This is a genomic window from Selenomonas sp. WCT3 (assembly GCA_900100835.1).
In the GTDB taxonomy this organism is placed as follows: Bacteria; Bacillota; Negativicutes; order Selenomonadales; family Selenomonadaceae; genus Selenomonas_A; species Selenomonas_A ruminantium_E.
Genome location: FNCM01000001.1, coordinates 1 through 14,458, shown reverse-complemented (window position 1 = coordinate 14,458; position 14,458 = coordinate 1). Strand labels below are relative to the sequence as shown.

Here is a 14,458-nt window from a genome sequence, read left to right as displayed (position 1 = left end):
TTGTCAATGCCACTTGACAAGTCAGCAAAAGCGAAGTATACTCCTATTACTGACTTAGGTCAATAATAGGAGGCTTTTATGACGAGAGTTCGTAAGGACCCCGCCGAACGCCGGCAGGAATTGATGACAATTGCCAGGGAGCTCTTTTGTGAAAAGGGCTATGAGCAGACCATGGTTCAGGACATCTGTAAAAAGGCCGGCGTGGCGAAGGGGACGTTCTTTTATTATTTCCCGACGAAGGAAGATGTGCTTAAAGCTATTTTTGAAGCATGGATGAAGAAGTTCGTGGGGGAATATACACACAAGGCAGAAGGGCTGGATGCTGTTCAAAAGCTGCGTCTCTTTTTGCGGATGTCAGCGCGGGATAATTCCATCGAACCATTGGTCGATAATCTTTGGGCAGAACATTACAAAGAGCTGGTTATGGCGCTTTGGCAGCGGATTGTGATCGATGGATTCAATCCACTGCTGCAAAAGATTATTGCCGAAGGCAATGCGGCGGGGTCGATGCAGGTCCTGCATTCGGAGGAATGTCTGGATTTCTTTTGGAGTCTCACGGAAGCGATATGGCCGGATGAGAAGAAGGATATCGTTACCGATGAGAGCATGGTTATACGCATGGAGATGGCAGCCAGTTTGATTGAACAGTTATTTGGCATGGAAAAGGGAAGTATGGCTCATTGGGAAAATGCGGAGTGAGTTCCGCATTTTATTTTTACAGTCTACTGACCTTGGTCAATAAAAGGAGATTGATGATGAAAAACAATAAGGTTCGCAACATGATGCTGGGGTTATTTGTCGTGATACTGGCGGTAATGGGGTGGCGTATGGCTGGGGCGGAAGAGGATGACACTGGGGAACCGCAGCCTTTGGCGGTGTCGACGGATTCGGTTACCTATATCGAAAAGCCAGCGGTTATGCCACTTTCGGGAAATGTGGAGGGATTTACCTCGTCGATTATCAGCAGCCGGTTTTCTGGGCAGGTGACCAATGTTTTGGTGGAAGATGGTCAGTCCGTAAGCAAAGGGCAGCCGCTGTTGGTGATGGATACGGTAGAGCTTCGCAACGCCTTGCGGGTTGCGAAGAATAGCGTGAATCAGACAAGGGCGAAATATGCTAACGACTGCGATGAATACAATCGTTATCAGATTTTATTTGACCGAGGCGCTTATTCCCGTCAGCAATTGGAAACAGCCCGCACGAAGATGCTGGCCAGTCAAGCGGATTATGATTCGGCGCAGGCAAATCTAAGCAGTGCGGAAAAGCAGGTGGCGGAAGCTACGGTGGTAAGCCCGGTAGATGGCGTCATTGCTAATAAAAATCTCACCAATGGACAGAATGTTTCGGCTGGCAATCCGCTTATGACCGTTGAACAGCTTGATGCGGTTCACGTGGTTGTACAGGTCGAGCAGCAGGATATGGCCTATCTGAAAATGGGGGATTCGGTTGCTATTACGGTAGATACGTATCCAGATAAAACCTTCACGGGCACAGTGGATGTCATCAGTCCGGTGGCAGGGAAAGAAAGCCGCATGTTTCGGGTTAAAGTCAAAGTGGATAATCCCGATGCTTTGCTGAAGCCGGGGATGTTTGTGCAGGTGCAGTTGAATCTGGGAACGCCCAAAACCGTATTGTCGGTTCCGCAAAAGGCAGTGCTAGGACAAAAAGGGGTTCAGTATGTGTTCACGGTGGAAGATGGCAAAGCCAAAAAGGTTCGGGTGGAAACGGGAGATATTGTAGGTGACCGTATCGAAATCGTTACCGGTGCTGATGCGGGGATGGTGGTATTGACGGATAATCTCGATAAGCTAAAAGACGGTAATCCGGTGCAATTAGGAGATGAAGCATGAGTTTACCAGAAATCAGTATTAAGCGGCCGGTGTTTGCCACGGTGATTTTGGCGGCATTAATCCTCATGGGGATTGTGAATTATGGCAAAATGAATGTGGATGAAATGCCGGATACAAGCCTTCCCTATGTTTCGGTGAGCATTACCTATGAAGGGGCGCAGCCGGATCAGGTGGATGCGCAGGTAACGCAAAAGGTCGAGGAAGCCGTAGGTGAGGCCCGCGGTGTCAAACATATTGAATCGACTTCCCGTGAGGGCGAGGCGGAAATCAATGTGGAATTTAATTTTGGCATTGATTCAGCGGCTGCTGCCCAGGAAATTCGCGATAAGGTCGGTGCGATTCGTGGTGAATTGCCCGATACGGTCAAAGAACCGGTTATTTCGCGCTTTGACATGAATGCCCAGCCGGTGGTGTCCATTGCCCTGACCTCGGAAACTGCCAGCCTGCGCGAAATCAGTATCTTTGTTGAGGATGTCTTAAAACCGCGCTTGCAGAAAATCAATGGTGTGGGCTAGGTGACCATCAGCGGGCGGCAGGAGCGTGAGATTCAACTGCTGTTAGACCAGGAAAAGTTGAATGCCTTTGGGTTGACGGTGGCGGATATCGGGCAGCAATTGAAGGCCGTCAATCAGGATGTGCCAGCCGGCAAACTTCAGGATAAAAAGCAACAGCTTTCTGTGCGGACGGCGGGGGATTTCAAGAATGTGCAGCAGTTTGATTCGGTTATCGTCGGGCTTCGCGATAATACTCCCCTATATTTTTGGCAGGTGGGCGAGGCCAAGGATACCGTCAAGGATATTACGAGTACCGCCCGCTATGATGGCAAACCGGCGATTGGCATTGCTATCGGCAAGCAGTCCGGCGGCAATGCCGTCAAGGTGGCGACAGCTGTCAAGCAGGAACTGGAAAAGCTGAAACAGGAACTGCCAGCGGGGATGGAAATCCAGCTGGTTCGCGATGATGCCCAGCGCGTGGCCGAATCCATTACCGAAGTTTGGTTTGACCTCATAATCGGCAGTATTTTTGCGGTGCTTATCGTATTTTGGTTTTTGGGCGATTGGCGCAGTACCGTTATCAGTGCTTTGGCAATTCCGGCCTCCATTGCGTCGACGTTCTTGTTTATGAAGGTGGCAGGCTTTTCCATCAACAGTATGTCCCTGTTGGGGCTGTCCTTGTCGGTGGGCCTGCTTATCGATGATGCCATTGTGGTCATTGAAAACATAATCCGTCATCGCAATATGGGAAAAGAGGCCAAGCAGGCAGCGATAGACGGTACGAAGGAAATCGCCTTGGCTGTTATGGCGACTACCTTTACGGTGGCGGCGGTATTTTTACCCGTGGGCTTTATGTCTGGGGTAGATGGCCAGATGTTTAAGGAGTTTGGCTTGTCGATTGCCTTTGCGGTGCTGGTGTCCCTGTTCGTTTCCTTTACCTTGACGCCGATGATGGCGGCTCTTTATCTGCCGGTAGGGGAGCCATCTATGCCCCGTTGCCTGCAAAAGGGCTGGCAGCGTTGGCAGGTGGGCTTTGACTGGGTGACGGCGTGGTATGGCCGAACCTTGCGTTGCTTGCTCCAGGGGTATCGCGGGCGGGTGCTTGGGGTGGCGCTGGGCTTGTTTTTGCTGAGTCTGTGTATTTTCCCCTTTTTGGGTTCCACCTTTATGCCTGCTACCGACCAGTCCCAGTTTACGGTTAAGGTACAGGCGGCATCCGATGCTACGGTGGAAGCAATGGATGCGCAGTCGGCAGAACTTACTGCCGTGCTGCAGCAGCTTCCCGAGGTTCGGCACGTTTATGCCACAACGGCAAATCGGGAGCACAATCTCTTTGTGCAATTGGTGCCAAAGAAAGAACGCAGCCGCAGTCAAAAGGAAATCATTGGGGAGATTCGCCAGCAGTTCAATAAAATTCCAGGGGTTCGCGCGGATTTTGTGGAGAGTGAGGATAAGCCCATTGCTATTTCGATAACGGGGCCATCCCAATCGGAATTGGTACCCTTAGCCGATAAGGTGCAGCAGGAATTGGAAAAGGTGCCCGGCGTACAGGATATTGCCTCAACGTACCATGCGGGACTGCCAACCTTGAATTTGCAGGTTCGAGAAGAGCGCGCCAGTGACCTGGGGATTTCTTCCAGCGCAATTGGCACGACGATGCAGACCATGCTTAGCGGGGCGACGGTGGGAAAATTCAGCGATAAGGATGAGCGGGTGGATATCCGAATGCGACTGGCTGACGATGCCCGCAATCGGGTGGATATGCTGCGTAAAGTTTATGTGCCCAGCGAACATCAGATAGAAGGCAGGTCCATGTTGGTGCCGCTTTCCCAGGTGGCGGCTTGGCAGTACAGCACCAGTTCCAGCGATATTCGCCGCTATGACCGTCAAAAGGAGATTCGCTTGAGTGCCAATGTGGAGGGAACTTCGATGGGAGAGGCCAATGAGGCCTTTTTTGAAAAGATGGAATCCATGCAGGTGCCGATGGGTTATAAAGTCGGACAGGCTGGTGCCGGAAATGATATGGATGATTCCTTTTCGAATATGGCTATGGCACTGGCCATGGCGGTGGCCTTCATCTTTATGATATTGGCGGCTCAGTTTGAAAGTTACAGTGAGCCTTTTGCTATTATGTTTTCACTGCCGCTGGCTATGATTGGTGCTTTGGCGGGGTTGTTTATCGCCGGCAGCGAATTGAGTCTCGTATCCCTTATCGGCATTATGATGCTGATGGGCCTGGTGACGAAGAATGCGATTTTGCTCATCGATTTTGCCAAGCAGCGTATTGAGGCCGGGGTTCCCTGTAAGGAAGCCTTGGCGGAAGCTGGATGCATTCGCCTGCGTCCAATTTTAATGACTAGTATCGCGATGATATTTGGCATGTTGCCGATAGCCTTGGGGCTTGGCCCCGGCGCAGAGGCGCGGGCTCCGATGGCCCATGCTATAATCGGCGGCGTGCTCACTTCAACTTTGCTGACGCTGGTGGTAGTTCCCACTATCTATGATTTGATTCATCAGTGGCGAAGACGGGAAGAAAATCGTTAAGGTTTTGCTGGTTTTGTGTTATAATGCTAATGGATAATTTCGGCAAGGGAAAGTCGGTGCTTAGGTACTGCCTTTCCCTTGCCTTCGTTTAAGATGAGGACGCGTATAACAGTTGTGAGGAAGGGGTAACGATGAAATTCTTCCACCTGTCGGATTTACATATCGGCTTGAAATTAATGAACCATGACCTGGCGGAGGACCAGGATCACATTCTTCGGGAAATCGTGGAGCTGGCAGAGGCGCGGCAGCCAGATGCCGTGGTTATTGCCGGGGATATATACGACAAAGCCATTCCGTCGGCTGATGCCGTGTCGCGGTTTGACCGGTTCGTGACAAACCTGTCCCAGAGTGTGCCCAAGGCGGAAATTATGATGATTTCGGGAAATCATGACAGCGCCGAACGGGTCAATGTATTCCGTCAGGTGCTGGCGCGTCAGCACATCCATATGATTGGCCGGCCGCCTGAGTTGCCTGGTGAGTGGATTGCGAAAGTCACGCTCACCGATGCCTATGGCCCCGTGAATTTTTATCTGCTGCCCTTTGTGAAGCCTTCCATGGTCAAATTGATTACGGGGACGGATAAAGATGGCAACAATTTTTCCTATGATGAAGCGGTGCATCGCTTGATTATGCGGGAAGAGCTATCTGAGCAGGAACGAAATGTACTAGTCAGCCACCAGTTTTATCTTTCCACGGGAAAAGACGATACAATTGAACGGTCGCCATCGGAAATGGTGACCGTGGGCAATATCGATTCGGTTCAGGGGGATATTTTAAATCGCTTCGATTATGCGGCGTTAGGGCACATCCATAAGGCCCAGCGGTTAAATGGCAAGGACTGCTATCGCTATTGTGGTACGCCGATTGCCTGCTCCTTTGGTGAGGAAGGCCAGGTGAAAGGCGTGATAGAAGTAGAGCTCAAAGAAAAGGGAGAAGTCGTGACGACGGTGCTGCCCTTGAAACCCTTGCGGCAGGTGCGCACCATTAAGGACACGCTAGAAAATGTGCTGGCCCAGAAATCGGAGGACTATGTCAGCATTACCCTGACGGATGCAGAGAATCATTTGGCAGTTGATGTGCGTGACCGGCTGGAGGTTTGCTTCCCCAATTTGCTGCATGTAGGGCGTGAGAGCCGGGAGGAAGCGAACTATCAGCTGGAGCAGGAGCGGGCCGTACAGTTGTCTCCCTTTGCTCTTTGCAAGGATTTTTTGCAGGATCTCGACGGGGAGGAAGAGAATTTGTTGGCGTCGATTATCAATGAGGTGCAGGAGGCGGAGAAATGAAACCAATCCAGTTGACCATTCAGGCATTTGGTTCCTATGGGGAACGGGCCGTCATTGATTTTACCAAACCAACCCAGAATCTTTTCCTGGTAACGGGGGATACTGGTGCGGGCAAGACCACGATTTTTGACGCCATTGTCTATGCCCTTTATGGCGACAAAAGCGAAAAAAATACCAACAAAAATGCCTTGATTCCCAATCTGCAAAGTCAGTTCGCGACGCTGGATGTGACGCCCTTTGTGGAGCTGGCCTTTAGTGAGACGGTGGGGGGACGGGATGAGCTTTATATCGTCCATCGGGTGCCCCATCATCGGCGTAAGGCCAAACGCGGCAATTCCGAAGTAGAGGAGAAGGAATCGGTAACGCTGACCCTGCCGGACCATACGGATTATCCGGGCAATAAGGAGGCCGTCAATGAAAAACTTCGTGAGCTGGTGGGGCTTACGAAGGAACAGTTTATGCAGGTGGGCATGATTGCCCAGGGCGATTTTATGCGCATCCTGCGGGCGCCTACCAGCGATAAACGCGAAATCTTCCGGCGCCTCTTTAATACGGAAATCTTTGATAAGATTGTCAGCCGTTTGGGGGAACGCAACAGTCAGTACCGGGAGGAGCTGCAAAATGTCCTGCGCCGCTGCCAGACAAAGGCCGAAGATGTGGTGGTTCCTGAGAACTTTCCACAGCAGGCAGAAATGGAAGAGCTAGTGCAGAAAATCCGCAAGGATAAGATGCCAAGTCTCGTGGACTTTGAGACGCTGCAAAGCTATCTAAAGTCGGCCTGTGAAATGCTGATTAAGGAGACGGAAACAGCTGCTGCCGAATCCGCTGCTGCCCAAAGGGACTATGATGCCGCCAATGTGGAACGGACAAAGGCGGAGGCTCTGCAGGTGTCCTTTGATCAGCTCGCTGAGGCCACGGAAAGATGGCAGGCCTATAAAAAGCAAGTGGACGCCATGACGGATAAGGAGCAGCAGGCGGCAAAAATTCAAGCCGCTTATGGGATTTCGGGGGCGTATGAGACCTTTGACCGTCAGCGGCAAGTGGTGGCGGAGACCGAAGCGCTGCAGCAGCAGTATGCAGCAGCACTGCCAGAATGGGAACAGCAGGAAGCTGCCGCTGGGAAAGCTGTGGAGGCCGCCAAGCAGGAAAAGGATAAGGCGACGGAAGTTTTTGGCAAAGTTCAGGCAGAAGTTAAGGCCTCCTTGGAAATTTTTGCAGAAGTTGCCACGAAGACTGAGGAGATTCAACGGGCAGCCCAGAACTTGCAGGGGGCAAAGGATGCCGGCCAACAGGCGCAGCAAAAATTGGACGCCTATCAGAAGCAATTGGAAGACTGGCGGCAGCAGGTGAAGCAGCTGCCAGAGTTATCGCTGGCTAAGGTTAAAGGCGAGCAGCAGCAGCAGGCCCTGAGGCAATATGAAAAAGAAATTCATGACGGAATTGATTTAGGCCAGAAGATGAAAAGAGCCGAGGCTGAGGTCAAGCAGGCAATGGCACAATATCAAGTGGTGCAGCAGGCTTATCAGGAAAAGCGTGCTAACTACGAGCGGGAACAGCAAGTGTTCCTCAATGCCCAGGCGGGGCTGTTGGCCGAGTCTTTGGTAGTGGGACAGCCCTGCCCGGTCTGTGGTTCGCGGGAACATCCGCAGCCCCAGGTGCTGGAGGCGGCGGCGAAACCATTGGCCCGCGAAGAATTGGAGCATTTAGCGGCTGAGGTGACAGCCCTTAATGCGAAACAACAGGCGGCTGCTGAAACGTCAGGCAAGGTAAAAGTTAATTTTGACAAATCAAAAGAGCAATTTGACTTGTCACTGGATAAACTGCGTCAGGAGGTACCGGGTTGTGAGGGGGCGAAAACCCTCAACGAAATCCGGCAGACGGTTAGGAAACAGCTGGAAGCCTGTGAGGAAGAACTGCGCAATTTGACAAGTCAAATTACAAGCTTGGAAACCATCCAGCGGCAGCTTGACCAGTCAACGGAAACGTTGGCAAAGTTGCAGGAGGATAAAGAGGACTTGGCGGAAAAATGTCAGTTGGTTAAATCCCAGTTGGAGACTGCGGAAAAAACGCGGAAGGTCTTATTGGATAAACTGCATTTTGCCACCCAGGAAGAGGCGAAAAAGGCCCAGGCGACGGCCCGGGAAAAACTAGCCGGCTGCGAAAAGGCCTATGATAAAGCCGATAAGGTGGCCAAGGATTGGCAGGGAAAGCTGGCGGAGGCCAAGACGGTGCTCAGCCGCTGCCAACAGGAACTGCCGGGGAAAAAGAGGCAGTGTCAAGAACTGCAGCTTGCCTATCAGAAGGCTATGCAGGAAAATGCTATGAGCGAAGAAACTTGGCAGGAGGTTGTCCGCCAATACGAGGAAAAAAGTGCTGCCGTTATGCAGCAGGAGGTTCAGGCCTGGCGGGATGCCTATCATGCTGCTAATGGCAGCCGTGAGGCTGCCCAGAAGGCAGTGGCAGGAAAAGCACTTCCCGACCTTGCGGCTCTTCGGGAAAAAAGAACTGCGGCCCAAGCGGCGCTTCAACAGGCGACGGAGGGGCTGGCAAAGGTCAAGGGGCAGTGGGAACGCAACGAACGGGTCAGGGCCCAGCTTAATCAGCAGCTCAGCCTGCGGGTAGACTTGGGGAAAGAGGCCTGTGCGACCAATAACCTCTATGAGCGTTTGTCGGGTAAGCGCAGCGGCGCGCGCATGGATATCGAAACCTATGTCCAGCGGTACTATCTGCGGCAGATTTTGGGAGCGGCCAATCGAAGGTTCCGGGCGATGTCCGGGGGCCAGTTCGAGCTCAAGATGCTCGACGATACCGAGGCGGCACGTGGCGGCAATCATGGCTTAGACCTCAAGGTGCTACATACGGTGACGGGCAAGGAGCGGGCGATACAGACCCTGTCCGGTGGGGAATCCTTTATGGCGGCCCTTTCCCTGGCTCTGGGGTTATCTGACCAGATTCAGGCCAATATGGCTTCGATTCATCTGGATGTATTGTTTATCGATGAGGGCTTTGGTTCCCTTGACGATAATTCCCGCAATGAAGCTGTTCACGTCCTGCAGAAGATGGCGGGAAGCGCCAAGCTTATCGGTATCATATCCCATGTTACGGAACTCAAGCAGGAAATCGATAATCAACTGGTGGTCACCAAAAATGACAAGGGAAGTCATGTTGCATGGCAAATCAGTTAAGGATATAGTATACTAGGAATGCTCTGACAGTTGTTTATAAATCGGTATTTTATCAATGAGGTATGAAAGAATAGCATGGATTATCAGGATAAAACAAAATCGATTGAGGAGATGCAGGAACTCTTCCGCTTGATGGTAAACGCCCATGAGCAGATGAAGTTTGCTACGTTGTCCTTATATCAGGCTTGTAAGGAAACCAAGGATGTTGTGGGAAAACGAGGGATTGAAGAATATCTGAAGATCCTGTCAGTGCAAGAACGCTGGTTGGATTTGGTGAAGAAAAACAACAAGGCAATAAAAACAACTTATGATAATGTCGTTCCATTGCCGAATCTTGATGCTTTGGATCTGGTGGACAATACGCTGGAGGAATACTGCCCCACGCGGATTCGCCGTCAAATCGCTAAGCACGTGTCCCTGTTGGAAACGTTTAAGGATGATTTGAAGCATATGCCAAGTTATATTGCTGAGCCATGCCGGTATCATGTCGTGACAAATATTGGCAAGATTATGCCAGGGGAATGTTACCGTTGTACGGTTTTATATGATACCTATGAGTTAGACCCTCCCAAGCGGTTACGGGCAGAATGCCGCTGCAAATATGGAGAAGAAAGCCGCTGATTTAGGGCGAGAAAGGTCGAAATGATATCATGGGATATGTTCGGACATTGTTTACCGCTCTGGTGGGTGGTGTGTTATTTTCGTATATAAACGCACCTCTCCCCTGGACTTTGGGGCCGATTGTGCTGGTAGCTGGTGTGGGATTGGTACAAAAGCACCCGATGGTATGGAGTATAAAAGTCCGCAATGTGGCGCTGGTGCTATTAGGATATGCTATGGGAAGACCTTTTACCATAGAGACGTTACAGGCAATTGGCTCTCAGCTGCCACTTATGTTATTGGCGACGTTGATTACGGTCAGCGCTGGTATTTTTACTGGCTGGCTCATGTATAAAAAAACAGCAATCAACTTTACTACCTGCTTGCTGGGGTGTGTACCAGGCGGGCTTTCGCAGATGGTAGTTCTGGCTGCGGAGATGAAAAATGTGGATCTTACGGCTGTGACGATTATGCAGACGCTGCGCATGTTGTCGGTGGTGTTTACGATTCCCTTTTTGACTATTCACATCCTGGCGGATGGTCCGGTAGCGAGCAGTGATGGAATGAGTTTGGCAACAACGGCGGATATGTCTACGGTACTGATGTGGGCGGTAGTAGCAGTTTCTGGTGCTGTTGTGGGAAAATGGATTCATTTGCCTACGGCAACGATGCTGGGGCCAATTCTGGCCGTAGCGGCTGTTGTCATCACGACGGACTTGACAGCGGTTCCTGTCCCGCAGCCGATTCTTTATGCGGCGCAGCTTTGCGTGGGGGCTTTTATCGGTACCAGCATTGAACTGCAGCGCATTGTGAGTTATCAAGGCATGGGGCCGGTGCTATTGGGCGGCGTCTTATTGGTCCTTTCGGTGTCGATGGGGATGGGAGTGATTGTGTCGGCTTTGACGGGGGAAAGCTTTGCCACGTCTTTTTTGAGCACGGCTCCTGGCGGTTTGACGGAGATGGGCATTACGGCCCTTACCGTTGGGGCGAACATTTCTACGATGACAGCCTACCAGCTGACGCGGCTGCTCTTTATCATGTTGGTATTCCCCTATGTGGCAAAGGGCGTAGTGGCATTATATGAACGAAAGTACGGAGGTCATGAAAAAGATGACGCGTGAAGAGCAATTAGAAAAAATCAAGGCGGCGGATGAGGCTTATTATGGCAGTACAGGAGAGACAATCCTGTCTGATGCGGAGTACGATGCACTGCGTCACGATTATATTGAGCGTTACGGGACAGAAGATCTCGATTATGTTCCAGGGGCTGAACTGGGGACGGAAAAATTTCGTCATCCCCATGAGGCAAAGTCCCTGGGAAAGATTGACGAATCGGAAGCGGACAAGCTGCAGGCCTATATTGAAAAGTTTATGCCGATTATCGTTGAGCCCAAGTTGGATGGCTGTAGTGTTGTCGTATATCCGCAAAATGGCAGCCCCATGTATGTAACCCGCGGCGGTGGTGATGAGGGCGATATCCTGCCCCGGTTCCCAAACCATCCCCGTCAGGCAGCTTATACCGCTGAATATCCGATACGCGGGGAAGTTTTTATGGACTTTGCGGCCTTTGAGGCCATGAATGGGGAATTGACCGCAGCTGGGGAAAAGACGATGGCCAATCCCCGCAACAGTGTCAATCCGATTCTTACGGGGGGGAAGCATCCAGAATTTGTCAAATATCTCCGGTTTATGGCATATGATGTCATGGGCGTCGATTGGAGCGAAACGGAAAAAATCGAATACATCAAGAGCCATACGCCCTTTGCTGTACCAGAACATAGCCTTCACAGGTTCTCCGGTAAGACCCCCGCAGAAATTGCCGCTGCTATTCCCGAAATTTATCGTGAATATGAGGAAAAACTCGGCTACCCCATTGACGGAATCGTCATCAAATGTGATTGGGAGGATTCCCTGGAAAAATTCGGTACCACAGGACATCATGACAACAACGCGATTGCCTGGAAGCCGAATCAGATCCCTGTGACCAGTATTGTCCGCGATGTGCACTGGCAGGTGGGCAAGACTGGTGCGCTGACTCCGGTGGCAGATATCGAACCGGTGGATATTCTTGGTTCCACGGTATCGAATGTCAACCTGCATAATATGAATGTGGTAAAGCGTCTGGGGGGCGTGGCAAAGGGAGACAAGGTGGGCGTTATTAAGGCAAAGCTCATCATCCCGCAAATGGTCATTGTGTATGAGCACAACGGTGGCGAGGAAATTGAGGCAATTACAAACTGTCCTTATTGTGGTGCCTCCCTGCAAGAACGGGAGAATGCTGCGTCAGACAGTGAAGATGACACGAATCTGTTTTGCGTGAATCCGCACTGTAAGGAACGCATTGCACAGCAGATCGGTTTCTTGGCCAAACGAAATGTATTGGATATTAGGGATCTTTCGATTGAACGGGCCAGAGCAATTGTGGAGGCTTTTCCGGAAAAAGCCGAAAGGCTTGGGCCTTACATGATTTTTGACTTGACGGTTGAGGATATTCGCCGAGCAATCATTACGCCTTTTGCGGAACTTACTTCCACCAAGGCAAAGATTGAAGCGGAAGCCAAGAAGGGGAATATCATCACGGCGGCTGATCTCGAAGATAAGCGAGATCTCAAGAGCCCGGATAAGTTAAAAGAAGCCATTGATGGTGCGGTTAATGCCGTAGACATTCCCCGCTTTGTCAAGGCCCTGCTCTTTGATGGCATTGGCGATAATGTGGGGAAACTCTTGGCAGAAAAATATCATACCGCTGCTGAAGTCCTGGCGGCCATCAAGCGCCAGGATGCCTTCTGCGAAATTGACGGAATCGGCCCCCGGACCGAAGGGATTTTGCAGGGAGAGGCGTTTTTGCACCGCTTTGAAGAACTGCTGAATTACATCAAGCCGCAGGACTATGTGGTTCGTGTAATCGATGCGGAGGCGATGCCCTATGCCGGAAAAGTGTTTGTCTTGACGGGGAAAGACCCGGCTGGCAAGCCGCGGAGCTTTTATAAGGCACTGATTGAAGGCGTGGGGGCCAAGATGGGCTCTGCGGTCAGCGGTAATACCGATTATCTAATCCTGGCAGACCCCAACAGCACTTCAAGCAAGGCAGAGAAGGCACGCAAGCTGGGGACGAAGCTTTTATCCTATCAGGAAGCATTGGAAATGCTTCAGTGATTCATCCGATGAAGGTTTTTGGGGCTCAATCGCGAATAAGTAATGTAGATAAATAGTTTTCGCCAGGATGGGAGGAATCCAAATGACAGATGTAAAGAAGCCGGTGCGCGATGCATTGGAACAGCTCAAAGAGAAACAGTCTTTTGAAAGCAGTTATGCAGAAATCAATAAATTCCAGGCATTAATCAATACTTTTGCAGGTTTGGAATACGCTTGTGAACTTATGGCTGATGAAATCAGTGTGAAGACAGGGGAAAGCCGCGAAAAAATCCTGGAGGAATATTATCGCCGGGCTGGAATCTTAGAATAAAGGGAAAAGAGGCTGCGAAGAACAGCTCTGCAAATAGGAAAATCCGTTGACGTAGAAAAAAGTCAGCGGATTTTTTTGCTCTAATAATAATGAGAAAATTTCAACAAATACTTTCCTTTGAAAGCGAATTATGCGATAATATAGATAGAAATAGTTGTAATCGGATATTTTGAGGAGGCTGATGAACATGGATGTCAACCTTGAAATTCGCACGGAATCGATTGCAGCGGCGCCTCGTGTTAATATTGATGAGGCCAAGACCTCTCGTTATGGACTAGGGAAGGCCCGGAAGAGAAAAGAAGAAGAACCCGAGCGCGGAGCTGAGGGGGCGGCGTATAATCTTGAGCTTATGGATGGCAGCAAATCGAGATTATCCACGGCCTTAGGGCGATTGTCACCGGAGCAAATGCGTATTTTTCGTGCGGGAGTATTACAAGTGTACGAAAAAATGAATTCAGCACAAAAGACCTGAGCATGAAGTTAGCGGAGTAACGAGTCAGGTCAGAGGCAGAAATCAATGAGACCAGAACCAACAGGCCGGCAGGGGGAGCAATAGCCCCTGCCGGCCTGTTTCGGTAAAAATGAAGAAAATATGAAAAAACTGTTGACAAGGTGAGAAGATGCGTGTAATATAGTACAAGTCGTCGGCAAACGCGATGGAGCGATTGCTGGGGCAAAAGGATTCTCAGGGTAAGCTAAAAACTTCAAAAAAGTTGTTGACAAGCTTGAGAGAATGAGATATGATATAAAAGCTGAATCGCGCAGGACTTCAAAAGATTCTGACGATAAGGCAAGATTGTTCTCTGAAAACTAAACAATGTAAAATGAAATCATGCAACATGATTTAAGCCAGATGTTAATGAAACTTCGGTTTCATATTTAAAACATCGATTGGTATGAACAACATAGCAATCGGCAATTTCTTTTATAGATAATTGAGAGCTTGATTGAGTTCTTCAATATAATTTATTGGAGAGTTTGATCCTGGCTCAGGACGAACGCTGGCGGCGTGCTTAACACATGCAAGTCGAACGAG

General features: G+C 50.3%; 9 protein-coding genes, 1 rRNA gene and 1 pseudogene. All 11 read left to right on the top strand.

What is annotated here, in order from left to right; genetic code table 11:
* Positions 1–78: 78 nt before the first annotated feature.
* Positions 79–699 carry a TetR/AcrR family transcriptional regulator gene (locus tag BLQ36_RS00055; RefSeq protein WP_074513429.1) on the top strand — a complete coding sequence of 207 codons (621 nt, stop codon included), beginning with the start codon at positions 79–81 and terminating at the stop codon, positions 697–699.
* A 56-nt stretch (positions 700–755) separates the two neighbouring features.
* The gene (locus tag BLQ36_RS00050; protein ID WP_180364810.1) at positions 756–1,850 is read left to right on the top strand and encodes an efflux RND transporter periplasmic adaptor subunit; all 1,095 of its coding nucleotides are present in this window, start codon (positions 756–758) and stop codon (positions 1,848–1,850) included.
* Positions 1,847–4,888: pseudogene (locus tag BLQ36_RS00045) on the top strand (efflux RND transporter permease subunit). Before BLQ36_RS00050 ends, BLQ36_RS00045 begins: the two are co-directional and overlap by 4 nt.
* Before the next feature lie 131 nt (positions 4,889–5,019).
* A complete protein-coding gene (locus tag BLQ36_RS00040; protein WP_074513427.1) occupies positions 5,020–6,171 on the top strand; it encodes an exonuclease SbcCD subunit D in 1,152 nt (383 codons plus the stop codon).
* Positions 6,168–9,356 (top strand): AAA family ATPase, encoded by a 3,189-nt coding sequence (locus tag BLQ36_RS00035; RefSeq protein ID WP_074513426.1) that lies wholly within the window; start codon positions 6,168–6,170, stop codon positions 9,354–9,356. Before BLQ36_RS00040 ends, BLQ36_RS00035 begins: the two co-directional genes overlap by 4 nt.
* 75 nt (positions 9,357–9,431) lie before the next feature.
* The gene (locus tag BLQ36_RS00030) at positions 9,432–9,977 is read left to right on the top strand and encodes a hypothetical protein (RefSeq protein ID WP_074513425.1); all 546 of its coding nucleotides are present in this window, start codon (positions 9,432–9,434) and stop codon (positions 9,975–9,977) included.
* Positions 9,978–10,006: 29 nt separating this feature from the next.
* On the top strand, positions 10,007–11,077 hold the full coding sequence (locus BLQ36_RS00025; RefSeq protein WP_074513424.1) for an AbrB family transcriptional regulator: 1,071 nt from the start codon (positions 10,007–10,009) through the stop codon (positions 11,075–11,077).
* Positions 11,037–13,112: a BRCT domain-containing protein gene (locus tag BLQ36_RS00020; RefSeq protein ID WP_081342155.1), complete on the top strand. Its 2,076-nt coding sequence runs from the start codon at positions 11,037–11,039 to the stop codon at positions 13,110–13,112. The genes BLQ36_RS00025 and BLQ36_RS00020 overlap by 41 nt, the downstream gene beginning before the upstream one ends.
* 82 nt (positions 13,113–13,194) lie before the next feature.
* Entirely contained in the window at positions 13,195–13,422 is a 228-nt protein-coding gene (locus tag BLQ36_RS00015) for a hypothetical protein (RefSeq protein WP_033169566.1), read from the top strand.
* A 187-nt stretch (positions 13,423–13,609) separates the two neighbouring features.
* Positions 13,610–13,894 (top strand): hypothetical protein, encoded by a 285-nt coding sequence (locus tag BLQ36_RS00010; RefSeq protein WP_074513422.1) that lies wholly within the window; start codon positions 13,610–13,612, stop codon positions 13,892–13,894.
* A 494-nt stretch (positions 13,895–14,388) separates the two neighbouring features.
* Positions 14,389–14,458, top strand: a 16S ribosomal RNA gene (locus BLQ36_RS00005); the annotation flags it as partial.